The organism is Deltaproteobacteria bacterium, from assembly GCA_011773515.1.
GTDB lineage: Bacteria > Desulfobacterota > Deferrimicrobia > J040 > J040 > WVXK01.
Window position 1 is genome coordinate 66404 of sequence record WVXK01000007.1, and the last position, 25262, is coordinate 91665.

19 protein-coding genes are annotated in these 25262 nt (G+C 56.2%); 11 read left to right on the top strand and 8 right to left on the bottom strand.

Annotated features, from left to right (window positions below; all coding sequences use genetic code 11):
- Positions 1-220: 220 nt before the first annotated feature.
- The 5 genes from GTN70_01220 (at position 221) to GTN70_01240 (ending at position 4743) form a co-directional block, all read left to right on the top strand.
- Positions 221-1357 (top strand): hypothetical protein, encoded by a 1137-nt coding sequence (locus tag GTN70_01220; GenBank protein ID NIO15617.1) that lies wholly within the window; start codon positions 221-223, stop codon positions 1355-1357.
- 18 nt (positions 1358-1375) lie between these two features.
- Complete coding sequence (locus GTN70_01225; GenBank protein ID NIO15618.1) at positions 1376-2143, top strand: ATP-binding cassette domain-containing protein; 768 nt, start codon at positions 1376-1378, stop codon at positions 2141-2143.
- A gap of 81 nt (positions 2144-2224) precedes the next feature.
- Positions 2225-3202 (top strand): MCE family protein, encoded by a 978-nt coding sequence (locus GTN70_01230; GenBank protein ID NIO15619.1) that lies wholly within the window; start codon positions 2225-2227, stop codon positions 3200-3202.
- Between the two features lie 3 nt (positions 3203-3205).
- A complete protein-coding gene (locus tag GTN70_01235) occupies positions 3206-3820 on the top strand; it encodes a hypothetical protein (GenBank protein ID NIO15620.1) in 615 nt (204 codons plus the stop codon).
- An 86-nt stretch (positions 3821-3906) separates the two neighbouring features.
- Complete coding sequence (locus GTN70_01240; GenBank protein ID NIO15621.1) at positions 3907-4743, top strand: hypothetical protein; 837 nt, start codon at positions 3907-3909, stop codon at positions 4741-4743.
- 102 nt (positions 4744-4845) lie between these two features.
- Here the strand turns inward: GTN70_01240 and GTN70_01245 are convergent, their stop codons facing one another.
- The 7 genes from GTN70_01245 to GTN70_01275 form a co-directional block, all read right to left on the bottom strand.
- Complete coding sequence (locus tag GTN70_01245; GenBank protein NIO15622.1) at positions 4846-8514, bottom strand: hypothetical protein; 3669 nt, start codon at positions 8512-8514, stop codon at positions 4846-4848.
- Positions 8515-8721: 207 nt separating this feature from the next.
- Positions 8722-11124, bottom strand: a complete 2403-nt coding sequence (locus GTN70_01250) for a TolC family protein (GenBank protein ID NIO15623.1) — start codon at positions 11122-11124, stop codon at positions 8722-8724.
- 42 nt (positions 11125-11166) lie between these two features.
- Entirely contained in the window at positions 11167-11859 is a 693-nt protein-coding gene (locus tag GTN70_01255) for a hypothetical protein (GenBank protein ID NIO15624.1), read from the bottom strand.
- Between the two features lie 51 nt (positions 11860-11910).
- Positions 11911-15003: an MMPL family transporter gene (locus tag GTN70_01260; protein NIO15625.1), complete on the bottom strand. Its 3093-nt coding sequence runs from the start codon at positions 15001-15003 to the stop codon at positions 11911-11913.
- A complete protein-coding gene (locus tag GTN70_01265; protein NIO15626.1) occupies positions 15000-16112 on the bottom strand; it encodes an efflux RND transporter periplasmic adaptor subunit in 1113 nt (370 codons plus the stop codon). Before GTN70_01265 ends, GTN70_01260 begins: the two co-directional genes overlap by 4 nt.
- 158 nt (positions 16113-16270) lie before the next feature.
- Positions 16271-16942 (bottom strand): hypothetical protein, encoded by a 672-nt coding sequence (locus GTN70_01270; GenBank protein ID NIO15627.1) that lies wholly within the window; start codon positions 16940-16942, stop codon positions 16271-16273.
- An 86-nt stretch (positions 16943-17028) separates the two neighbouring features.
- Positions 17029-18306, bottom strand: coding sequence for a hypothetical protein (locus GTN70_01275; protein NIO15628.1), 1278 nt, complete (start codon positions 18304-18306; stop codon positions 17029-17031).
- Between the two features lie 267 nt (positions 18307-18573).
- Between GTN70_01275 and GTN70_01280 the strand changes: the two genes are divergently transcribed.
- Together GTN70_01280 and GTN70_01285 are read left to right on the top strand one after the other, a co-directional pair.
- The gene (locus GTN70_01280) at positions 18574-18933 is read left to right on the top strand and encodes a hypothetical protein (GenBank protein ID NIO15629.1); all 360 of its coding nucleotides are present in this window, start codon (positions 18574-18576) and stop codon (positions 18931-18933) included.
- Between the two features lie 261 nt (positions 18934-19194).
- Complete coding sequence (locus GTN70_01285; protein ID NIO15630.1) at positions 19195-19869, top strand: DUF4197 family protein; 675 nt, start codon at positions 19195-19197, stop codon at positions 19867-19869.
- Between the two features lie 61 nt (positions 19870-19930).
- On the opposite strand, the gene GTN70_01290 is transcribed toward GTN70_01285, so the two are convergent.
- Positions 19931-20305: a DUF853 family protein gene (locus tag GTN70_01290; protein NIO15631.1), complete on the bottom strand. Its 375-nt coding sequence runs from the start codon at positions 20303-20305 to the stop codon at positions 19931-19933.
- 581 nt (positions 20306-20886) lie between these two features.
- On the opposite strand from GTN70_01290, the gene GTN70_01295 reads away from it, so the two are divergent.
- The 4 genes from GTN70_01295 (at position 20887) to GTN70_01310 (ending at position 25189) form a co-directional block, all read left to right on the top strand.
- Positions 20887-22230, top strand: a complete 1344-nt coding sequence (locus GTN70_01295) for an extracellular solute-binding protein (GenBank protein NIO15632.1) — start codon at positions 20887-20889, stop codon at positions 22228-22230.
- A 117-nt stretch (positions 22231-22347) separates the two neighbouring features.
- Complete coding sequence (locus GTN70_01300; GenBank protein NIO15633.1) at positions 22348-23379, top strand: ATP-binding cassette domain-containing protein; 1032 nt, start codon at positions 22348-22350, stop codon at positions 23377-23379.
- Positions 23380-23483: 104 nt separating this feature from the next.
- A complete protein-coding gene (locus GTN70_01305; protein ID NIO15634.1) occupies positions 23484-24332 on the top strand; it encodes an ABC transporter permease subunit in 849 nt (282 codons plus the stop codon).
- 11 nt (positions 24333-24343) lie between these two features.
- A complete protein-coding gene (locus tag GTN70_01310; GenBank protein ID NIO15635.1) occupies positions 24344-25189 on the top strand; it encodes an ABC transporter permease subunit in 846 nt (281 codons plus the stop codon).
- Positions 25190-25262: the final 73 nt, after the last annotated feature.

Here is a 25262-nt window from a genome sequence, read left to right on the forward strand (position 1 = left end):
GAAACGCGAAACCGGTTTCCCGGGACCCCGGACTCTGGACCCGGGACTTCAATCACCGGGAGATGAGACATCGGGCCGGTAGAGAACAAAAACGAAATGCAAATAATTGAGTCGTATGGCAAAAAAGTGAATCTAAGAGGTAAGAGATTGCCAAATCTGGTTTAGAAATAAAGCATTTTCACGGCTTATAAGCCCGGTTAGCTTACCGAGGGCAGATGCTATGGTAGAAACGGATTGCGGGCTTGGTTTTTCCAGGCCAGCCGAAGATACGATGATGATCCGTTTTCTGGGCACGTGGAAACTGGGAAGCACCATCCCCGCCGCGAGCGAAGTGGAAAAGCAGGTCTCATCCGGTCCCCTCGTGAAAAAAGTTACCTTCGAGACGGAGGAGTTGACGGCGTGGGACTCGGCGCTCATCACGTTCCTCCTGAAGATATTCAGCCAGTTCTCGGATAGAAAAGTCGAGGTCGTACGAGACGGCCTTCCCGATGGAGTAAACCGGCTTTTGGACCTTGCCACTGCCGTTCCCGAGAGGGCGGGGGCCCGCAAGGAAGCGGTGAAAGTTCACGTGCTCGCGAGAATCGGCGGTTCTGCAGTCGAATTCTGGCGATCCACGATCGAGTTCACGGCGTTTATCGGCAGTGCCTCTCTGGCGTTTATGAGGTTCTTGACGGGCAGGGCGCGCTTTCGCCGTTCGGACCTGGCCCTGGTCATCCTGGAGACAGGAGCCCTGGCCTTTCCCATCGTCTCCCTCATCAGTATCCTGGTGGGCCTGATCCTGGCCTTTGTCGGCGCGATTCAGCTGAAGATGTTCGGCGCGCAGCTCTACGTTGCGAATCTCGTGGGTATCGCCATGGTCCGTGAGATGGCCGCCATCATGACGGGTATCATCATGGCGGGGCGCACCGGCGCGGCATTTGCAGCCCAGCTCGGGACGATGCAGGTGAACGAGGAGATCGACGCCCTTGAAACCATGGGTATCGACCCCATGGAGTTTCTCGTGCTCCCCCGCATGCTCGGCCTCACCCTGATGATGCCGCTGCTCTGCCTCTATGCGAATCTCATGGGAATACTGGGGGGTCTGATCGTGGGCGTGGGCATGCTCGATATCGGGCTCCTGCAGTACTATAACCAGACCAGACTTGCAATAAGCATGAACGATTTCTGGATCGGCCTCTTCATGGGCCTGGTTTTCGGCGTGCTCGTCTCCCTGGCCGGCTGCCTCCGCGGCATTCAGTGCGGGCGAAGCGCCTCGGATGTCGGGCGTGCCACGACCTCGGCGGTGGTGACGGGAATCGTGAGCATCATCGTCGCAACGGCCATAATCACGGTCATCTGTGACGTGATAGGCATATAGAGGAGCTTCGCGGGCGGGATGAAAAGAGGAGAGCCTCACATAGTAGTCGAAGACCTGACCATGGCCTACGGGAGTTTCGTTCTCCAGCGGGATCTCAACTTCACGATTTACCGGGGCGACATCTTCATCATCATGGGTGGAAGCGGCTGCGGCAAGAGCACGCTGCTCAGGCACCTGGTGGGGCTCAAGGAGCCTGCAAAGGGGAGGGTGCTCTACGAAGCGGTCAGCTTCTGGGATGTGGACCACGAGGAGAGGGAAAGATTGAAGAGGAATTTCGGCATCCTCTACCAGAGCGGGGCCCTCTGGAGCTCCATGACCCTCGCAGAGAACATAGCGCTCCCCCTGGAAGAGTACACGGACCTCAGCCCGGCACAGATCAGGGAGATCATTTCCCTGAAGCTCCAGCTCGTGGGCCTCGCCGGGTTCGAGGATTACTATCCTTCAGAGATCAGCGGCGGCATGAAGAAACGGGCGGGACTCGCCAGGGCCATGGCCCTGGACCCGGAGATCCTCTTTTTCGATGAGCCCTCGGCCGGGCTGGACCCGATCAGCGCCAGGAACCTGGATGAGCTCATCATCGAGCTCAGGGACAGCCTCGGAGCGACGGTGGTAATCGTTACCCACGAGCTCGCGAGCATATTCGCCGTGGGGAACAACTCCGTTTTTCTCGACGTCGATACCAGGACCATGATCGCCGAGGGGGATCCCCATGAACTGGTTACAAAGGCTGTTCCGAAGGTGAGGACCTTCCTCACCCGTGGAGAGGAGGCAGGAGAGGGGATTTGATTGGATTTTGGCGGTGAAAACAGTGTCGTTTGAGGCGAAACTTCCTGGTTTGAAAAATAAACGTATGATTCGAGGGGAGATATGGCTGCAAAAGTGAGCAAGACGGTAATCGGGGCTTTCGTCGTCGGTGCATTGGCCCTTGCCGTGGCCGGCATCATGCTGTTCGGTTCGGGAAAGTTCTTCTCCAAGAAGACCAGGTACGTGGTGTTCTTTGACTCATCGGTGAAAGGGTTGAGCGTCGGCGCACCCGTCATGTTCAAGGGGGTGAAAGTGGGCGAGGTGGTGGATATCATAGTCCGCTACGATCCCGCCGACGTGTCTGTTTTTATCAAGGTAATTTTCGAGTTAGAGGAGGACTCGATCCACCGGGTGGGAGACGTGAGGCCTGATCCGAGCAGGTTGCCGTTACTCGTCGAGAAGGGCCTGAGAGCCCAGCTGCAGATGCAGAGTTTCGTCACGGGCCAGTTGATGATCGGGTTCGACTTTTTCCCCGATACGAAACCCCAATTTGCGAATATTAAGAGCGAGTACGTGGAGCTCCCGACGACCCCTTCAACAATAGCGCAATTGAGCGAACGGCTCCAGGATATCCCCTTCGAGGAAATTTTCCAGAATCTGGATGACACCCTCCGGGGACTGAACGCTTTCATCAACAGGCCGGAATTGGCCGAGAGCGTAAAAAACCTGAACCTGGCGCTGAAGGATGCCGGGAAGCTGCTGAAAGATGTCAACGCACAGGTTGAGCCCCTGGCGGCGAGTGTCAAGGGAACCTCTGAAGCGGCCCGCGGCGCTCTCGTTCAGGCCGAGAAGACCCTCGCCATGGAAGAAGGCGTTCCGGGCGAGCTGATTGCGGATCTCCGGGCAACCCTGGGTCAGATGGAGCAGACCCTCAAGGGCTTGGAGGGGTCGGTGGCAAAGGACGCGCGGCTCGTTTACGAACTGAACACTGCGCTCAGGGAGCTTGCGGCTGCTGCCCGCTCGATGCGCATTCTCTCGGAAACGATCGATACGGAACCCGAAACCCTCGTGCGGGGCAAGAAAGGCTCGAAAGGAGAATGACACATGGATAATCGCTTTGTTGGGGTAGTGTCCGTTTCCCTGCTCTTAACCGCACTGACACTGTCGGGATGCGGGCGCTCCGCACCAACGAGATATTACATCCTGAGTTCGCTGAAGGATGCGAGCCAGCCGAAGGCAGAGACAAAAACCGGCAGTGACATCGCTATCGGCATCGGTCCGGTGAAGGTCCCCGGATACCTGAACCGTCCCCAGATCGTAAGCCGGGGCGGTCAGAACGAGCTCGTCGTGGCTAAATTCGACAGGTGGGGAGGGGCTCTCCAGGAAGACGTGGCCGGGGTGATCGCTGAAAACCTGTCGCTTCTCCTGCCCACTGACAAGGTGTACGTGTACCCCTGGATGCCGAATATCCCTCTCGACTTTGCGGTAACGGTGGATATCACCCGCCTGGATGGTGTCCTGGGAGGCGATGTAGTCCTGCACGCCCGCTGGGTTGTGACCGGGGTTGACTGGAAAGAGGTTTTCGAGAAAAGATCGGGCCGGTATATCGAGTCGGCGGGCGGGGCTGGTTACGGGGATTTCGTTGCGGCCCAGAGCCGCCTTCTCGGAAAGCTGAGCGAAGATATTGCTGCATCTATCAGAGATGCCTCTTCCCGGTAAACTGAAATCCTGATATCATGGAAAACCAGATAGTTGCGGACAGGTAACGCTGCCAGTTCTTCTAACATCAACGGGAGGAGGATGAGATGAAGAGACTATTCATTGCCGTGTTAATAGGATTGGTCGCAGTGGTGCAAGCGGGCACTTCCTTCGCCGGAGCTAACAACCTGGAGGGGCTCCCGGAGATTGAAGGGGCCACCAGGGGCGCTGAGGAGGCGTCAAGGAAGGACGTGGTCTGGACCGTCGGGCTGGGGCCGGGGTTTGTCCCGGACTATGAGGGTTCAAGCGACACCGAGTTCGTTCCCTTTCCCTTCGCGAGGGTCCACTGGAGATCGGGAAGACACATTGAACTGAATGGAAGAATGATCCGGGCGAACGTGCTCGAGAAAAACAGCTTCGAGCTGGGCCCGGTGGTGCGTTACAACGGGGGACGGGACGACGTGGACAACAACAAGGTCGACCGGCTTCGCGACGTTGACGAGTCGTTCGAGCTGGGCGGCTACGCGGCTTACAGGATCGAAGACTGGGCCTTCATCATAGGCGCTGTGACCGACGTGAGCGACGGCCACGACGGTACCCTTGCCAGGCTGAAGGTATCGTACAACTACCCGATCGACCGGGAAAACAACTTCCGCATCGGCGCATTCACGACGTATGCAGACAGCAGCTACATGGACAGCTTCTTCTCCATAGACGCCGACAACGCTTCCCGGAGCGGACTCAGGCAGTTCGATGCCGATGGTGGCTTCAAGGATGCCGGTGTCGACGTGTCTTATGTCTACAGCCTGTCACGGGAGTGGAACCTGGTATTCGCAGTGACATATACGAGGCTGCTGGGGGATGCGGCGGACAGCCCCGTCGTCGATGACGAGGGGAGCGAAAACCAGTTTATGGGGGGGATTCTCGTTACCTACACCTTCTGATTCCATAGAGACGGTTCTCGGGGCGCAGTGAACAACCACGCTGCGCCCTTTTTTTGCCTTCCACTATCTTCGAAATCGTGGGCCTGTAGTTGTCAATAAAGGCTACTTCCCTTTCTTTTCCTCCTCCTCTTTTTGATCGTGAATGAGTGGGTCGATCAGCTTGACCGGGGCTTTCAGCGTATTCGTGACTATACCCAGCAGGCCGGAACCGACAGCGGAAGCGGGCATGTAGGAGACCTTCGGGTTATCCAAATCGCCCGTGACCTTGACCGGTATGGTAACGAGGGTTCCACCGAAAATGTAATTTACCAGCGGGATCAACTTGACGATGGAGTCCACCGTTTTCAGGGGGGACACGAGGACCTTGAGGTCATACTTTTTTTCCAGGTAATCGATATGACCCACGCCGGCTATTTGCATGGTAGTTCCGTCGATGATGGCTTCATCAATCATGAATTTGCCCTCTTTTAACGTGCCTTTATACGTTATGGACTTGTAATCAAACCCCTCTTTCGCGCTGGGAACCACTCCCCGGTAGACTTCGGTGACGTTTAAAAAGCTTATGATTTTCGCAACGGCCCCACCCTCGAAAATACGCCCCTTCCTTGCTGACAATTCCAGGGTGCCGGAAAGTGACCGTAACAGACCATCTATCTTTCCCCCGCCGGACACCTCTCCGCCCAGGTCGAAAGTCCCTGTGATAACTCCCTCTTTACCGAGGAGACAGGCGTAAGCGGGTCCGAGTTCCTGATCCCTTGCGGCCGGCCGGAAATCGAGTGCAAGCCCCCTCTGGCTTACCTCGAGGGTTCCGGGGGTGGAAATACCGCACAGGACGGCATCTTTGACCGCCACGTTTACACCCTCCCGCTCAAACGTGACATCTGCCTGAAGGGGGCTCCAGGTATATCCTTCCAGGTTGAAACTATCCGTCCTGAAACGGATTGTTCCCCTGATAGGCAGGTTCCAATCCTCACCCGCCTCCTTGTCGGCTCGATCGCGTTCTCCCTCGGGCTCTTCATCCCCTTTCAGGGCACTCTTCAGGTTCTCCCATTCGACCCGTTCGGCGGTGAGATCCATATCGAGGGTTACCCCTTCACCGGAGGTCACAGCGCTCCCCGTGAGAGAGATATCCCTGTCCCCCCAGGTAAAGTCGCCAGAATTCAACCGGAACTCGCTCTCCGTTGCTTCGAGGTTTATCGTGCGGATAAAGAGCGGCTTGCTCAGCTTCACGGGAAAGACGAGGTCTCTCCCCTCGAGTTTCCCCCTCGCCGTTGAGCCCGTGGGCCGGTTGAGCGGGATGTCGGCTATGAAATCCCCCTTGAATGAGCCGTTGGGGAACGGATTGTTTACGAAAATCCGGTTCAGTGTCGTGGGAGTGAGGTTTCCTTGAAACGTAAGGCCCAGCGAATCATCGGTGAGGTTGAGCGTATGGACTGCACGGGACTGCTCGTCCCGTATCATGAGATTTTCGATCACCAGCTTCCCGGGGCTTTGATGCATATCGAGCGTCGCTCTCGTACCGCTCTTTATGGCGAAGTCCCCCTTGAAGGATATCGCGGAATCCCTCTCATATGTCAGGTGGGCCTGTGAAAGAGAAAGGGGAGGCCTGACTCTGAGCTGGTCCGGCAGGTTGACGAGATCGGAGAACCAGTTCGTCGCTTCCGGGCCCAGTTCTCCGAGAAACGCCAAATCGGCTTTGCGAACCTTTTCCATGTAGCCGTTGATCACCCCCGACGCCCTGAAGGAAGCGTCCCGGAGCGTCCCCTGAGCATCGGTGAAAGAGAGTTTCTCCTTGTCAGCGACGATTTTTCCGGATTTGACCGTTACGGGAGCCTCAAAGAGCGTAAGATCCACGAGGACATTTTGCATCACTCCTTCCGCTTTGAAATGCCATTCTGCAGGAATGAGCAGAGGACCTTTGAGGTTTGCTGAAGAAAGAACTACGATTCCCTCCCTTGGCTTGAAGTCGGTAAATGCCGTGGCCAGATCTTTTAAGGGTGAGAGCCAGGCGTAGATTTCGCCCAGGGCAAGAACGGGCTTCCAGGAGGTAATTTCGATGATCGGCTCTTTTTCCTGGTTCAGCCTGCCCGTTAAGCCGGAAAATGAGGACTTTCCCACCGTGCCGCGAAGATTTCTCGCTCTGATTTCGGTCTCGTCGTAATAGAAATGACCTCCCGTAACTTTGATGGGATAGGGAACACGCCTGTAACGGGTTGAAAGGGTAAACTTTGAAACGTCCACCTTGGCGGCTACCCTGTCTGTGCTCTCGCCGAGGATCAACCTTCCACGGGCCTGGCCTTTGACGTTTTCAAGAAGGGATATCTCTTGCAAGAACCTCTCATTCTCCACGAGCCGCGAGAGGACCTCTGGAAGCTCTGCAAGATCCGCTTCCACCATGATATCCAGGTGAAGCGGGGCGTCGGATCCCTCGAGGCCTACCGTAAGGGTTCCCTCCCGGCCCCACGATCCTCTGTAGCGTCCTTCGCAGTTTTTACCATAGAGAATCCCCTTGGATATGACCGCGTCTCCTCTGACGTCATGGAGATCCAGCTTCGGTCCAGGGATCGATATCTTTCCTCCGGCGAGGGTTCCCTCGATCCTGAAGCTCTCCGTCTTGCCCAGTTCGTCCATATTCTTTCCCTGACTCTCGACGGTTATGCGGGGAACCGTACCGCCCTTGACGAACCTGAAAATGTCCTGCACGAGGGGAACGTCACCGGCCAGTGCAAGTGCTGCAATTCGCAGGGCGTCTACATCCACGTTTTCGCCGGTGAGCTCAGCGCGTATCTTCGAGGATGCGCTGTCGGCTAAAAATTGGCCGGTCATGCTGAGAGGGGGAGAGCTGAGGTCAAGGGAGGATAGTGTAGCAGAGACTCCCCCTTCGTCCATCCGGAATGCGGCCATGAGTTTCTCCGCCGATACTACCACCCTCTTTTTTCCCTTCGAGAGCTCCAGGGAGGGAATCGAACCGGTCAGGCCTGCCTCCACGTTCGAAAGGCCGTCCATTTTTGCTTGCAAATGCAGGTTAATATGGGATTTTCCTACTCTCAGCGGAATCCGGGGCAAAAATAGATCTGCAGGTATCCGGGGCCTGAAATCGAAAAGCTCGACTTCCAAGTCTCCCCGGAGGTTCTTCGGATCCAGCCTCCCCATCACCGAGATTCGCTCCCAGATATTGGATGTAGAGCCGAAATGAATCACCAGTTCGCCCGGTGCCAAATCGGCGGCCCCGCGAAATTCCCGGAAAGAGAAGAGAAGCTCCTCTTTCCTTCTTATATCCAGGCTGCCATTTTCAACAGCCACGGATAAGCCAGGGGCGACCTGCGCGAGGGCTTTCAGCAGTCCGTCCACATGTTCCTCGACAGTTGCCGAGGCGGCCGGTTTGTCCTTCGTTTCTGACAAGAGATTCTCTGGAAGCGCCACCGTTAACCCGGGGGCGGAAAGCTCGAGCTTTGCAATTTTCACCCTTCCCGCAAGAAGGGAGAAGATGTACGGGTACACGGTCAATTCCCGGAAGGTGCCCTCCACCCTGCCGGGAATGGCGATGGACCCCCGGTTGACCTTCACGCGGGGAATGGGTATGAAGGACAGGGCTGCCTCGCCATAGTCCACTCCGGCTCCGATATTGCTGGAGATGAAAGCAACGATCCTGGATTTTCCCTGTTCAGAGCTTACGTATCCGCTTGCCGCGAGCTGCAGCGCGATGATGAGCGCGAATAGAGCACCCGTGGCTCCCAGCAACCGGAATAGAGTCTTCTTCCGTGGTTTCATAGGTCCTATCATTCGCCGGGCATTTGGTTATTCGGTTTGCCCGGTATTTTTCCTTGCCGATCCGATTTTCCCTCACCTGCAGGGTGATTGATCCGCCCTCAATTAGGATGGTTTTCATCTGGAACGGGTGCAACCGAATCCCGAAAAGTGGGGCCGGCGGTTCTGACACGTAAAAGCATGAAGGATAAACGCCAATTCTCAAGACGTTCAATTTTTCAGTGCTTTCTCTCTCAGGAAGAATTCATCGAGTCGCCTGAACCAATCCTCCCGCTCTTCCGGGGTCTGGAAGAAATCGAACCTTCCCTGGGCTCGTTGCACGTTCATGAGGGCTATCATAAAGTCGGTCACGGCGTTTGCCGCCTGAAGGTCCGCCACGAGAGATGCGTTTTGGGCGTCTAGGAGCTCCAGGATACCCACCGCCCCCTGGGAGTAGGAGTCGGTGATTATCTCCAGGTTTTTCCGGGCGGCGACGGCTGCATCCCTGGAGAGCCTTATGCTCGTGTAGGATGCGCCAGCAACCTGGAGAGTCGCCCGTATGCGCTCCTCGACCCTCTCGACAGTGGCCATGCGGTCTAACCTGAGCCTTGCCAGCTCTTCCGTCGAGCGTTTGAGTTCAGCCCTCTTCGCGCCACCTTCCAACAGGGGAAACGTGGCCAGGACTGAGATGGTCCAGTCCGTGTCGTCCGCCCGGGGAAGGGATACCGGAAGCACTCCGGTGAGGGAAGGGTCCGATCCCTCGCCCTCTTCAGAAAGGATCTGTGTAACATCGGCCTGAAGAGAGAAGGTGGGGAGCCAGAAGGCCCGTTTCGCCGCGAGGAGGATTCTCTGCTCGGCGGCAATGGCCGCGTCGATGCTCCTTAGTTCCGGTGCCGCGAGGATGCCTTCCTGCACGACGAAATTCCGGAAGATGCCGAAATCGTCCGGGTTGTCCACGTAGTCGAACAGGCGTTCTTCGCTGATTATGAGTTCCGGGTCGTAGACGCTCGTTTCTTCAGTAACGACCTCCTCCTCGAGGGGCCGGTGCAGTAGCCGGTTCAGGGCGATTTCGCTCACCCTTCTCTGGGCTATAGCCTGGAGTACCTCGATCCGGTCGTTTGCCAGCTCGCTTTCCCAGCGGTAGACGTCTGATGGGCCCGAGTATCCGATGATTTGTCGAAAACGGGCCAGTTCCAGGTTTGACTTCGTAACCTTCAGGTTCTCCTCCTGAATGTCCTCGATCGTTATCGTCTTGAGAAGGTTCAGGTAGTTGAGGGAAGATTCGAGCGTGATGTCGAGCCGGAGCCGCTCGCGCTCCTCTTCCCGGCTCATCTGGACGCTGCGCGAGACGCCGAAGTTCGACCAGGCATCATCGGAGTAGATGAGCTGGGTGAGCGTCGCGGAACCGGCAAGGGTCCGTTCAGCCCGGGTCCCGAGGCTCGCCCTGGCCTGGTCGTCGTCTATGACGGCGCCGACCGCAGATATTTCCACCTGCGGGAAGAGGACGGACTTTGCTATTCTCACCTCCTGTCTCCCGGCAGCCACCTCCCTGTCTGAGGCAGCGAGGTCGAGGTTTGCCTCGACCGCTTCGTTCACGGCAGCCGAAAGGGAGATCTTTCTCGCTCCTTCCGGGACCTTCTCATTGATGCGTTCTGCCTCGATGAGCACATCGAAGGGAGGTGAGTAACCGATCGCCCTTGCAGTTGCCATGTTTATGGTCAGGTTCTGCCCGTAAAGGAGACCTACCTGAAAGGTTCCGGGATCTTCTCCTATGAGGATCCGCTGCACGTTGAGGGCAACCCTGCGGGCGAGGCGGGTAAAGTCCGAAGAGGGTGATACGGATGCGAGTATTCCCTCTTCCACCTCCTGCCTCCCGTAGAGCGAGAAAGTGGGTAGCCGCTTTTCGATCAGGCCGGCAACGAGCCGTTTGAATTCTGAAGGCGTGAACCTGACGAGAGAGGCCAGGAAGACTGCCTCCGTTTCGGGGGACAGGGATTTGAGGACGTGGTCGGCCGAATCCGTTACGGGGATCAACGAGAGCTCTGCCTGGTTTTCCCTCCCGATCTTTTTCGCCTCTTCTGCGATTCGGGGGAATGTTTCAAGGAGAAGGCGGTCTGCGATCACGGAAAGTCGGGTAAAGGGGACCATCCTGTGGAATATTTTGATGTCCCTCCCCGCTTTTTTGAAAGAGGTAATGTAGGAGAGGTTTTTCACACCGCTTGCGCCCCTCTCGAAAGGGAGGCCCTGCAACTCCACGTCTATGATGATTGGGGCAATGACGGGCTTGGGGAAAACCCTTCTCTGGCAGATTTCATTGGATGAAATCGATCCCAGTGTAATGATGATATCCACATCGGGATCATCCAGCAGAGAATCGATGGCCCGGTTTATGCCCTCTTCGGTCCAGTCGGCGAAAACGTGCTTTTCCGGAGGGAATCTCACGTCGAATTCGGCTCTCGTTACCTCCAGTATCTCCCTCTTGAAAACGTCTGCACTAAGGTCGAGGCGGCCCGCAGGGGGGCCGTCACCGATGAAACCGATGGTTACCTCTCTTCGATCAGCAGAGAGTGCCTGCGGGTCGCCGCCGAAAAAGGTGACTGTCAGAATTATCAGAAAGAATAAACCTCTACGCAACCGTGCTTTCATGGTTTCCCCCCGTTATGGTCTTGCAGGTATCTATCCACTATTTGGATCCTTCCTGCCGGAATAAGCGATGTGGAGCCCCACGAGCCGGGCGACCAGGACGGCCAGGTACATCTGGCCGACGATGGCTTCGAGGGATGCGAATGACCTCGCTGCCCTGGTGGCGGGGGTTATGTCCCCGTACCCCAGAGTGGTGAGGGTAATGTAGCTGTAGTATACGAATACCGATATTGGTGATCCACCCACCGAATATCCCCTGAAATCTTCGGGGCTGCCGGGGAGGTTGTTGAAGGAGCCGGGGTTCAGAGTCTCCAGCAGAGAATAGGCCATGGCCCAGATCAGTCCGATAAAGAGGAAGACGCAGAAGGCCCCGAATATCTTGTCGATCGTAACCTGCTCGTCTTTCAACACGTCCTTCAAAATAATTACCCCGGTGGTCATAAAAAAGACCAGATATGAACCGATGGAAATAGCGCCGAGAAATATCATTTTCGTCACGTAGGCGGCGATAAACGCACCAATGGCGGCGAAAAAGAGAAGAAGGGTTGCCACAAAGAGCTTCCTGTTTTCATGCACGGCGAAAACGGTCGACAGGAGGATTGCGAAGATGAATATATCCAGTATGGAAAGCCCCACGGCGCGTTTCGGCAGGAAGGGGTTCAGGATGAAGAGAGATATAAGTGACACGAAGAGGAAAGTATATCTCCCCTTGATAAACGGCTGCATCAACGGGCCCTCCTGCGAGTGTTCACGGGAAGTCTCCCGGGACAGGGTCGATCATTTTTCCTCCTCCTGATACCGGAAGCCCTTGAAGCTGACCCGGAAGAAGAGCGAATAGAGCACGGGAACGAAACCGAGGGTCAGGACCGTGGCGAAGATGAGCCCGAAGATAATGGAGATCGCCATGGGTTCCCACATTGGGCCTCCGCCGAACCAGAGGGGAATCAACCCCCCCACCGTGGTTGCAACGGTCAGCAGAATAGGGCGGAGCCGCTGCTGGGCGGACGCCACGATTGCCTGTGCCGGCTCCAGGCCCTTCTCCTCGATCTCGATCCTGATGCGATCCAGAAGGACGATGGCGTTGTTGATGACAATCCCGGCCAGGGATATAACCCCGAGGAGCGTCATGAAGCCGAAGTATGACCTGGTCACCAGGAGGCCGATTGCGACGCCGATGAGTCCGAGAGGGATGGTGAGAAGGATGATGAGCGGTTTTCGTATCGAGTTGAACTGGCCCACGAGTAGAAGGACGATGACCAGTCCCGCGATTGGCAGTTTGGCGCCGATCGCCGCGTTGGCATCATCGGACTTTTCGTTTTCCCCGCCCATCTCGTACTTGTAGCCGATGTCCCACTTCGCGCTTTCCCCCCTGAGCCACTCGTCGATCGCTTTGGATATGGCTATGGCGTTTGCACCCCTTGAGACGTTCGACTCGACGGTAACCGTTCGCAGGCGGTCCCTGCGCAGGATCTTCGACGGCTGCCAGGACATCTCGATATCGGCGACCTGTTTCAGGGGCACCGATTTCCCCGTGGTTTGGACGTAGATATTGTGGCTCTCGAGCTTGCCGATGTCTTTCCTGTCAGCGGCGACCGACCGGAGGGTGATGGGTATCACCTCGTCTTCCTCGCGGTAATCGGTCGTCTCCAGTCCCGAAAGGATCGTCTGGAGGGAAACGGCCACGTCGCGGCTGGTGAGTCCTGCCCGGAGGGCACGTGGCTGATTGACTTTCACGAGCAGCTTCTTGGTTCGCTGTCCCCAGTCGTCGGAGATGCCGATCGATCCCGGGATGGTGGCGAGTTTTTCCTTCACCCTGTCGACGATACCGAAGAGAACGTCGTTTTCCCTTCCCGAGACCCTGACCTCGATGGGATTTTTTGCAGGCGGGCCGAGCTTGAGCAGGGCGGTGGTCGTTCTGACATCGGGAAACTTCTGGAAGCAGAATGAATCCAGCTTCGGTATGATCTCGTCCGATATGATTTCACGCGATGTCCCGTTTATCAGGAGGTAGGCGTACTCGGGACTCGGGGGCTCGGGTGAGTAGGGGAGTTCGTAGCGCGGTGCACCCTTCCCTATGAAACTTATCCAGTCCGTTACCCCCTCCCTGCCCGCCTCCTTGTCTGCCGCGAGTTGATTCTTCAGATATTCTTCGATCTTAAAAACGACAGCCTCCGTTTTTTCAAGGGGCGTGCCGGTGGGCAGTGTCAGCTCCAGGTAGAAGATGGTCTTGTCTCCCGGAGGGAAGAACAGTTTCGGTATGAACTTGAAGCCGTAAATGGAAATGGTGAAGATGGCGACCGTGAGAGCCGCCGTTACGAGGGGGTTCCGAAGGATAAACAGGAGAAAACCACGGTAGGTTCGGTAAAACCTTGAGTCGAAGTTCCCATCTCCCGGATTGGCCTTCACCTTGAGGAAGTTGACGCAGAAAAGGGGCGTCATGGTGAGGGAGAGGATCCAGGAGGAGAGGAGAGTAATGGTTACCACCATGAAGATTGAGGCAGTGTACTCGCCGACGGCAGCTTCGGCGAGAAATATGGGCGAAAAAGCGGCTGCCGTCGTAAGAGATGAGGTAAGGAGCGGGATGCGCAGTTCGTTTGCCGAATCGATGGCGGCCTCTGCGGGTTTTTTCCCGCCGGCCATCTGCACCATGATCGACTCGGACATGACGATTGCGTTGTCAACGAGCATTCCAAGGGCGATGATAAGGGAGGCGAGAGACATCTGATCCAGGCCGATATCGAAGAAGGACATGACGAAAATAGCCGAGATCATCGCCATGGGGATGAGGCTGGCCACGATCAGGCCTGTTCTCAGGCCCAGAAACAGCATCATCACGGCCAGGACTATTCCGATCGCCTGAAGGAGGCTTCCCGCAAAATCATCAATCTTCTTTCCCACCCACTGCGGCTGAAAGTAGACAATGTCGAAATCTACGCCGGTGGGATATGAGCTCTTGAACAGCTCGATCTGGGCCTTGACCTGTTCCCCCAGCCTGATGGTGTTTCCCCCCTCGCGCAGGTTTATGGCGATGGCGAGGGCGGGTATATCCCGGTATCGCGTTTTTGAAGTCGGGGGATCGATGTATCCCCGGTAGATCTCTGCAAGGTCGTCCAGAAAGAGAAGGTCGCTGCGGCCGGGAAGCTTGATGACCGTGCGCCTCAGGTCCTCGACGGAATCGAAGTTTCCCGAGGGTTCGAGGATGATCTGCTCGTCCTCCGTGAAAATTTCCCCGCCGGGAATGATGATGTTCCTCGACGTGAGAATCTGCTCCAGCTGAAGGGGAGAGAGGCCGAGCTCCGCCAGGCGGGCATTGTTGTATTCGACGAAAACACGCTCTTCCTGGATTCCGTGAATGTCGACCTTCGCAACGTCTTCCAGAAAGAGAAGCTCGCTTCGAACATCATCGGCTATCTTCTTGAGTTCTGCGTAGGTGTATCCCTCCCCGGTTATTGCCATGACGATCCCGAAGACGTCTCCGAACTCGTCGTTCACGATAGGCCCGATTACCTCGTCTGGAAGATCGGGTTTTGTGCTTTCCGCCTTCCTTCTCAGGTCGTCCCAGATGGGACGCATCTCCATGTAGCTCTCCTTTATGTTGACGTTGATGATCGAGATGCCGGTCTTGGATTCGCTGTCTATAAAATCGAGTTCGGGGATCTGCTGGATGATCTTTTCGAGCTTGTCCGTCACGAGCTGCTCGACCCGTTCGGGGCTCGCCCCGGGAAAGACGGTCGTCACCTGTGCTGTCCGGATTATGAATCCGGGATCTTCGGCGCGGGGCATTTTCATGTAGGTCATGATTCCCGCGGCGGCGACCACCAGGAGGGCCATGATGGTCACGATTTTCTTTTCGATGGCGAAACGGGTCATGGTTGTTCCTTGGCCTCTGCTTTTTCCGGGACTCTCACCTTCTGCCCGTCCAGAATTTTACTCACTCCGGCGATGACGACGAGGTCGCCGTCCAAGAGCCCTTCCCTGACCTCAATGCCTTCCGATGTGAGTTCCCCAACCGTAACCGGTCTCTTTTTGACTGTTCCGAAGCCAGACCCGTCTGATTCGACGATGAAGAGAAACTTTCCTTCCTGGTCTTCTCCTACGGCTACCGGAGGGACGATGAATCTTTTTTTCGCCTGGAACCGGAACGTTACCTCTGCAGCCATGCCCGGTCGCAGATTGGGATCCGAACTATCCAGTTCGACGGTAACCGGGAAGGTGGTGGAGAGCTTTTCGGGGGATATGCCGACTTTCGTGACCGTGGCTTCGAAATCTTTTCCCTCGAGCGCATCGAACCGGACGGTTACCCTGTGTCCCCTGTTTATTTCGGCGATGAGGATTTCGGGTATGGCCACCTGTACCTCAGGCTTCCTTCCCGATGTGAGGGTGACGATTGTTTTTCCTGCCCCCACGTTTTCGTTCACCTCCGTGTCTTCCGAGGAGATCCATCCGCTAACGGGCGCGGTGAGTTTCGTGTAGCTGAGTTGTAGCTTCGCAAGTTCGAGCTGTTTCTCGAAGGAGCCCACCTGTGCCTGTGTCGATTCTGCCTGTGCCCGGGCTATGTCCAGGTCGCTGAGGGAGGCATTGTCGCTCTCGTAGAGAAGCCGCACACGCTCGTAGTTTGCCGCGGCGTTCCTCGCTTCCGCCCGTGCCCGGGTGAGGGCTGCGTCTGCCTCCTGGACCTGGAGGATATAGTCTTTCGGGTCAAGCTCGGCGATGAGCTGTCCCTCCGTTACGTTGTCTCCCAGTTTTACCGGCCGGCTGATCATCGTTCCGTTTACTTTGAAGCTCAGCTTGGCCTCGAATGGAGCCTGGGCGGTGCCGGCGAAGGATCGCAGGCGGTCGATTCCGGTTGAAAAAACCTGCGTGTAGCGTATGGGCCTGATAATCTCCTCGGATACCTGCTCTTTCTTCCCGCAGGAAAACGACAGGAGTACGGCGATCATAACCAGGATAGCATTGACGAAAAGCTGCCTCTTTTCCATGGGTTCTCCCTGCTCATTATTAGTCCGGGTTTTACACCGACAGGTCAATGAAGGCCTCAAACGAAACTGATGCTCGAGGCTCCCCTTTCATTAGAAAGTGTTTTTTCATTTTATTTGATGCAAAATTATTGAACAAGAAACAATGTTTATGATTTTACTCATTCCGTTTCCCGTTGGATGCACTGGGGGGAATTGTTCTTCGGAGAGTTTACGAAGCGGGATACGTCGTGATACTCCATGAGCTCCGACGGGTAGGGACCGAGGAGTTCCGTGAGATATCTTTCGCCTTCACTGGTCGGATCGAGCCAGAGATCCCTGCTCTTTTTTGCGATGATAACGGGCATCCGGTCGTGCACCGGCCTGAGCAGATCGTTTGCCTCAGTCGTTATGATGGTGCAGGTCCGTATCTCCTCCCCCCCGGGGGATCTCCATGAATCGAAGAGCCCGGCGATGCCGAATGGCCGCCTGGATTTCAGGAATACGTAGACGGGGACCTTTCCCGCCCCCTCTTTCCGCCACTCGTAGAAGCCGTCGGCGGCAATGAGGCATCGCTGCCTCCTGAAGGGGGTCCTGAAGCTCGGCTTTTCCGCAACCGTCTCTCCCCGTGCGTTGATCATCCTGCTGCCCATACGGGGGTCTTTTGCCCAGAAAGGGATGAGCCCCCACCTGAACGTGGCGAGTTCGTTTCCATCCCCGCCGCTTACCACTGCCGCCACGTCCTGTCCGGGGGCGATGTTGTAGCTCGGCTGGAGGTCGAGGGTGGTTTGAGCGATGGCGAACTCGCTCTCAAGGGCGGAAACGGTGCTGAACAGGGCGAAACGCCCGCACATCGGCGGCCTCCGGAGAAGACGTTATATTCGTCAATTACATTATTACTGCAATGTTTTCCGGAATTCACTCCCTTTGTTCCCGGTCATCAGATCCCGGTAAAACTTCTCCCCCCATGGGACATGATCCTCCCGATATCGATCACCCCCTCCTTGACGTCGATGGCCTCGGCAACGAGCGCGATGTCCCCGGCATCACCGTCGTGGAGGTAGGAAAACTTCAAAAGATTGCCCAGGGGGAGAAGCCGTGGAATCGTGTAGTAATCGGAACCGGGAGGGCCGTCCCGGCCGATGTACCTGCCGAAGAAGGGTCGCGGCTCCCCGAGCATGATCTCGGCGGTATAGAGCGGGTCGCAGGGAGAGAGAAACTTCAGGTCATAGTCTATCTCGATGCCTCCGGCGTTTCTTCCCCGGGTAATATCCAGACCGCGGTAGCGGGGGGGGTCTTCTCCGCTCAAAAGATACTTCATGTAAATGCTCCACTGGACCACGCGGTGCTCCACGGGTTTTGTCCCGGATGAGGAGGGATAGACCTCGTTCGAGCGGAGAGCGATGTCGAAGACCAGTCTTTCGTCCCGGGGAAGATCGATGTCTTTCCCGACCATGTATGCCCGGTGGTGGTTGTGCTGGGCGAGCAGGGCAGCTGCGGGCAGGCTCTCCTTTGCAAGGACGATGTGCACGGCGACGAAATTGTCGAGGTCGTGCCAGTTTTCCGCGTCGAGCCCTAAAAGCGAAAGGATGAACTCGTACCCCGGGGGAAGCTTCGAGGCGAGCCCGCTGGTCGAAAATATGGCGTTGTACTTGAGGAAGGTGAGGTCGAGATAGCAGGGTACCTCCCGGTCACAGGGGAAGGAGACCCTCTCCCGGTACACCCTTCCGTAGAGGGCAGGTTTTCTGCCGGGGAGGTCATCATTTTCCTCTCTTTCCCCAACCCGCCTGTCAAGCCCCGCATCACGATACCGGTCCTGAAGAAACTCGAGATACACCTGCCTGTTGCTTCTGTTCTTAGAAAGTGTCTCGTAAGCCACCCTGTCTGCTACCGTTTTCCGGTCTGAAAAACGGCGCATGACCGTGAAGGGGAGGTAGTCGCGGTAAAAATCGATGGGGTAGCGGCTCCCGGGGGAGAAAAAAAGCCTCGGCCGAAACCGGTGGAGGAGCTCCTTGTCTTCCTTTCCAGGAAGAGATACGGTGTTCCCTTCGGCGCATCGGTTTCCGTAGTACTCTTCGAAGCCCGGGTAGTCGGCGAAAGTCCTGTTGCCGGAGCCCTGTTTCGTGCAGCCGAAGGAAAAAAGAACCAGGGCAAGGCACAGGGTGACGGGATAGTGCTTCCTCCCGATTCGGGGTGATTTTTCCTCCCCTGTTGCCATCACGGTATTGTCTTCTCCCGGGTCATGGGGTTTGTGATTCATAATTCAAGAACCATACTTTCCACGCCCCCCCTTAAAGATGCGGCCGGAAAGGGCCCGGTTCCTTTTGCCTTGAATGCAGCCGGCAGATCCAGCGTCATAAACGGTGGAAAAGCTTGGAAGGTCAATAGCGCAGCATGGATATTTCAGGTAGTATGGAACGGTGGTTGCTGGTTGTCCGGATAAGCTGACACGGATAGCGAATACTTTATCTGTGAGGTGACGCGCATGAAGAAGGGTTTGCTGGTGTTTCCCGCCATAATCCTGTGTATCTCGGCCGCTGTTTTCGCCGCCTCCCATAACGGGCCGGAGGTGATCACCATCGACAGGATACAGGAGAAGAAACCCCCGGTGAAGTTCCTGCACAGGCAGCATCAGGAGTGGGCGGGCGGCAACTGTGCCGTATGCCATCATGCAACAAAGGAAGGCGAAAGGCCGGATGGCTGCTTTGCGTGTCACGGGAAGGCAGAAGGGGCCCCCGGTTTCAAAGAAGCGATGCACAAGGGGTGCAGGGGGTGTCACCAGAGGGAGTCTGCGAAGGGCAGGGAAGCGCCGACGAACTGCTCAGGCTGCCACAAAAAACCGTGAGCGCTTTCCGGGGAGTAGGGTGTCAGACTCCGGTAAAGATAATATCGAATAAGGATGTATCAAATTTCGGGAACGTATACCGTTCTAAAAAGTTAAATTGTTTTGGCAGGTAGGTGTGCACGGAACGGTTCCCTGTCTGTACGTGGGAATCGAACAGGAATGCCAGGAGTTTTATCATCGGTCAAAAGGGGGGCGACCATGAAGGCGAGAAAGATTCTCCCCATTTTACTTTTAATCATCGTGGGAACATCTTTTCAGTTAATGTCGGTATATGCGGGATTTGGAGATCTCATCAAATCAATCGAAAAATCCCTGACGGGCGGGGAACTCTCCGATGACAAGATCATCCAGGGGCTGAAAGAAGCGCTCCAGATCGGGACGGTCAATGCCGTAGGGCTCATTTCGAAACTGGACGGGTACTACAAGAATCCCGATATCAAAATACTCCTCCCCGATTCCGTTCAGAAAGCGGAGAAGATCCTGCGGACGGTGGGGTACGGCGACAAGCTCGACGAGTTCGAGGTGAGCATGAACCGTGCGGCAGAGCAGGCTGCCCCCCAGGCAAAAGCCATTTTCATCGATGCCATCAAAGATATGAGCTTCGACGATGCCCGGAAGATCCTCCAGGGTGAGGACAACGAGGCAACGCTGTATTTCAAAGAGAAGACGGGCGGCAGGCTCCACGAGACCTTCAAACCCGTCGTCCACGATGCGATGTCGGAGGTGGGGGTAACAAAGTCGTACCAGGATCTCAGCGATAAGGTCCGCACCATACCCTTTACCGAGTCTCTCAACGTGGACCTCGATGAGTACGTCACCGGCAAGGCCCTGGATGGCCTCTTTTTCATGGTGGCAGAGGAAGAGAGAAAGATAAGGACAGACCCTGCTGCGCGGGTTACCGACCTCTTGAAGGACGTATTCGGGGGTGGTGGCTGATACTCGCGGGATGAGGTTTCTGGGGAAAATGCCCCGACTGCGAAACCTTACCACGCCTGCGTTATCTTGCCTTTTTTATCCTGGAAGTAGGGCGCCCCCTCGAGCCATACGCCGAAGCCGGGAGCCCCTTCTTGCGGGCTTCCTCTTCGTTTATCCAGGATGAAAAATCATTTCCCTCAAGATCGGGGAATGTCAAAAGGAGATTCGACAGGTCCCCTTTCGGATCGACCACGATGGCGGGAATTCCGTCGATTGCGGCCTCTTCCAGAAGGCCTGTGCAGAGGCCGGTCTTGCCGCTACCCGTCATCCCCACGCAGACGGCGTGTGTCGTCAGGTCTTTTGAATCATAGAGAATGAGGTTGTCCTGAAGCGACCTGCTATCGAGGTCATACTGCCGGCCGAGATAGAATACGCCGAGTTTTTCGAAATCCTGCATGCCTGTTCCTCCACAATGTCTGTTTCCGTCTTCCCTTTCTGCTAAGTGTATGGGTGTTTTGCATTCCGTTACATAATTTTCTTTCGGCTTGCAGATTGCTGAGAAAACCGCGGCGGCGGGTGTATCCGATGCAAAGCCGCTTTTTTAGGAGCGGCTTCCCTGGCGGGCGACGGGAAAGCTGCCGGAAGACCTGGAATCGTAATTGCCTTGACAGGGTGCTTCTGTTCCAATAACGTAGATCTAAAGCCAAACAGGAAACGCCGTTTGATTTGTGCTATTTTTTTCCCTCAATGGGTGGAAAAGGAATCCAGTTCTTATGGTTTTGTAGCGAATGTGCAAAAATGGGTAAATTTCTTCAAAAGGGAAGTATCGGGCGGCGCTCGATATTTCTTTTACTATATCACCAGGCGTGCTTGAAACCAGCCTATATTGCAGCCGAAAAAAGGGGGTGATACAGGATTGAAGTAAAACTGGTTCTGTGTTAGTTACACTGTTCTGTGGACGTTCCAACCCATTCAACCCGGGGGGCTACTATAATAACTGCTTATGTGACGCCCGGATTTTCGTAAGGAGGAGTGAATATGTCAAGGAAGAAGCGACTCATCACCAGGAGAGATTTTGTCAAGGGGACTGTGGCGGGAACGGTAGCGGCAGGACTCGGGGCCAACATTATCCTGCCCGGCAGAGCACGGGCAGCGAAAAAAACGCTCAAGATACTCCAGTGGAACCACTTCGTACCCGGTTACGACAAGTGGTTCAACAATGAGTACATCAAAGAGTGGGGGGAGATGAACGACACCGAGGTGATCGTTGACAACATCGGCCTTGCGGGGCTCAACTCCAGGGCTGCTGCCGAGGTTTCCGCCCAGAAGGGGCACGACCTCTTCATGCTCCTCTGGCCGGTTCCGGACCTGGAGGACCAGGTGATCGACCATGCCGAGATCTACCAGGAGTGCGAGAAGAAGTACGGGAAAGCCATACCCCTTGCGATCAGGAGTACCTACAACCCCAAGACCAAGAAGTTCTATGGATTCTCCGACAGCTACGTTCCCGATCCGGTGAACTACCGCAGCGACCTGTGGGGCGACGTGGGGATGGTGCCGGACACGTGGGAAAACGTGAGAATAGGCGGCGCAAAGATCAAGAAGAAACACGGTATCCCCGTGGGCGTCGGGCTCTCCGCGGAGATAGACACCGGCATGGCCATGCGGGCCATACTCTACTCTTTCGGGGGGTCGGTACAGGACGAAGAGGGGAACCTGGCGCTCAACTCAAAGGAGACGCTGGAAGCGGTAAAGTTCGTCAAGGCGCTCTTCGAGGAAGCGATGACGCCCGAGGTCCTTGCATGGGATGCCTCTTCGAATAACCGCTTCATGCTCGCGGGGAAGGGCTCACTCGCCCTGAACGCCATCTCCATCACGAGGACCGCCGAGAATCAGAAAAACCCCATCGGTGACAAGATCGCTCTCGCGAAGGCACCAATGGGCCCGGTGAGGCAGATTGGCCTCGAGCACGTGATGGACGTCTACGTCATATGGAAGTTTGCTGAGAACATCGAAGGAGCGAAGAAGTTCCTGGTGGACTACATCGGCAACTTCAGGCGGGGGTTCCTGGCGAGCGAGTTTTATAACTTCCCCTGCTTCCCCAAGACGGTTCCTGATATTCAGGAGCTTATTGCAAACGACCCGAAGGCTACGCCGCCGGACAAGTACAAGGTGCTGTCCGATGTGCTCGATTGGGCCACCAACGTGGGCTATCCCGGATACGCAACTGCGGCGATCTCGGAAATATTCGGAACCTGGGTGCTGAATACCATGTTTGCAGAGGCCGCCGTCGGTGCACAGAGCCCGGAGGATGCGATCAAGCGTGCAGAGGGCAAGTGCCAGAAGATCTTTGCCAAGTGGAAAGAAAAGGGGAAGATGTAGCATCGACAAATGCTAGCGGTGACTTTTTGGGGCTCCATTTTTCGGAGCCCCTTCCTGTGCTATGTTTATGATTGATCTCAAATCGGGTAAGTTTCTCTTACCGGGGCAGGGCGGTTTATGGCCATTGTAGAGACAAGAGGTGTCAGGAAGTTTTTCGGTGATGTCAGGGCAGTTGACGGTGTGGACGTGGCAACGGAGGAGGGGGAGTTTCTCGTCCTTCTCGGTCCGTCGGGATGCGGAAAAACGACCCTTCTCCGGATGATAGCGGGCCTGGAGGAGCAGACGGAGGGAGACATTTTCATAGGCGGCGAACTGGTAAATGACCTTCCGCCGCGGGCCAGGAAGATCGCCATGGTCTTCCAGAGCTACGCCCTCTACCCCCACATGACGGTGTACAAGAACATCGCCTTTCCCCTGAAAGCGCAGGGGTTCCCCAAGTCCGACATCGGCGAGAAAGTTACGTGGGCCGCATCCATGTTCGGGATCGAGAAGCTCCTTCACCGCAAGCCCCGGGAGCTCTCAGGGGGAGAGAGGCAGCGGGTGGCCCTCGCCAGGGCGATGGTGCGGGACCCGAGCGTCTTCCTTCTCGATGAGCCCCTCTCCAACCTGGATGCAAAGCTCAGGAACGCGGCGAGAGTGGAGCTGCAGCAGTTTCAGAAGGAGATCGGGACGACCACGATATACGTGACCCACGACCAGATGGAGGCCATGGGACTGGGAGATAGAATCGCCGTGATGAACAGTGGGAAGATCTGTCAGCTCGGGACACCGCAGGAGGTCTACAGCGAGCCGGCCGATACCTTCGTAGCCGGGTTCCTGGGATCTCCCCCCATGAACCTCGTGGCCAGGGAAGACTTCATCGTCGGTTTCCGGCCGGAGAACTTTCTCCCTGCTTCTGTCCATGAGACGGATGAAAACCTGAGGCCCTTCCGCTTCAGGGTCGACCAGGTGGAATATCTCGGATCCGACCGTTTTATCTACGGGACCCTCGAGACCCCCTTTCAGGGAGAAAAAGTTATTGCCGACCTTCCCCACACGGTTGTTTTCTCCATCAATAAGGGCGAGGCACACGATTTCGCCGTGAAAGAGAGTGCTATCAAGTTTTTCGATCGGGATACGGGCAGGAGAATAGAGCCGAAGGCTTTTTAGAGAAGATGGCAAACCCAAACCGGAACTTTTCAGACACTGCAGCTATCGCGCAGGTGGGAAGATGGGGCTGGCTCGTGGACAGCCAGAAGTGGCTCGGGTCCATGATGATCGCCCCCGCTGTGGTCTACATCATCGCTCTCGTCGGTGTCCCCTTTTTTCTTGCAATCTATTACAGCCTCAGCGACGTGACCGTGGGAAGCGTGGGGATGAAATTTATCGGGTTCGACAACTTCCGGTACATCGTCGGGGATCCCACCTTTCTCCGGTCGCTGAAGAACACCTTCATATTTGCCTTCGTCTCCAATTTGCTCGTCGTCGTCCTTGCCAAGATTTTGGCCCTCGCCCTCTACCGGGATTTCAGGGGAAAGTGGATCGTGCGGTTCCTGATACTGCTCCCCTGGGTCGCCCCCATATCCCTCGGTAGCATCGGATGGCTCTGGATCCTCGATTCGATCTACAGCGTCATCAACTGGAGCCTGCGGGCTCTTCATCTCGTCGGTCCCAACACGTGGCCCATCTGGCTGGGGGATCCCCAGCTTGCAATGATCTCCATAATCACCGTTCACACCTGGCGGCTCCTTCCCCTGGCTACCATTATTATCCTGGCGGGACTGACCTCGATCCCCCAGGACATCTATGAGGCTGCGGCCGTTGACGGGGCCGGTTTCTTTCGCCAGCTCTTCCAGATAACGCTTCCCCTCGTCCTTCCCATCATGCTCGTGGCGGTCCTCTTCGGGGTCGTCTTCGCCTTCACCGACATGATCGTCATCTACGTGTTAACCAGGGGAGGGCCCTACGACATGACGCAGGTTCTGGCCAGCTATGCATTCTTTACGGGCATCGATGGAGGCGCCCTCGGCACCGGTTCTGCTATTGCCCTGTTCCTCTTCCCGGTCCTTGCTGCGAGCGCGATCCTCCTGCTCAGAGTTGCACGTCGCGCGGAGGTGGGTTGATGTCGGCACGCATGTACAAAGCAAAAAAGCTGGGGGGGAAAGGGATCAATTTCGGCATCATCGCCGCATTCGCCACGTTCGCGGCGTTTCCCTTCTACTGGATGCTCATCACCACGTTCAAAGAGACTCTGGATCTGCTCAATACGGGGAACAACCCCTTCATCTACAACCTCCCTCCCACCCTCGAGCACCTTGAGATGCTGTTTTTCGATACTCTCTACGGGAAATGGCTTTTCAACACCGCTTTCGTGGGGGTCTTCGTTGTCCTGATCACCCTCGTTCTGGCCATACCGGCAGGGTACAGCCTGGCGAGGTTGACGGGACGCCTCGGTGAGCAGCTCGGGATCGGGATATTTCTCACCTACCTCGTACCACCCACGATTCTTTTCATACCCCTCTCCCGCGTGATTGCCGAATTGGGACTTCAGGACTCCCTCTGGTCGCTGGTGCTCGTCTATCCGAGCTTCACCGTTCCTTTCTGCACATGGCTTCTCATGGGCTTTTTCAGGGTAATTCCTCAGGACATAGAGGAAGCGGGTATGATAGACGGGCTGAGCCGCATGGGGGCATTCGTTAAGATCGTCATGCCCATGTCGATCGCCGGTATCCTCACGGTGGTGATCTTCACCTTTACCCTGGTCATGCAGGAATTCGTCTATGCCCTCACCTTCATTACCGCAGCACAGAGGTTCACCGTGAGCGTGGGCGTTCCCACCTTCCTCGTCCGCGGGGATGTATACTTCTGGGGTTCCATGATGGCTGCCTGTTTCATCGCCAGCGTGCCCATCGCGATCCTTTACAACTTTTTCGTCGACAGGTTCATCGCCGGTTTCACCGTGGGGGCCGTGAAAGGATAACTGGTAATGCGGAACTCGGAATGCGGAGTGCGGAATGAAAACCTTGGACTACAGATGGCTCGAACATCCGGGG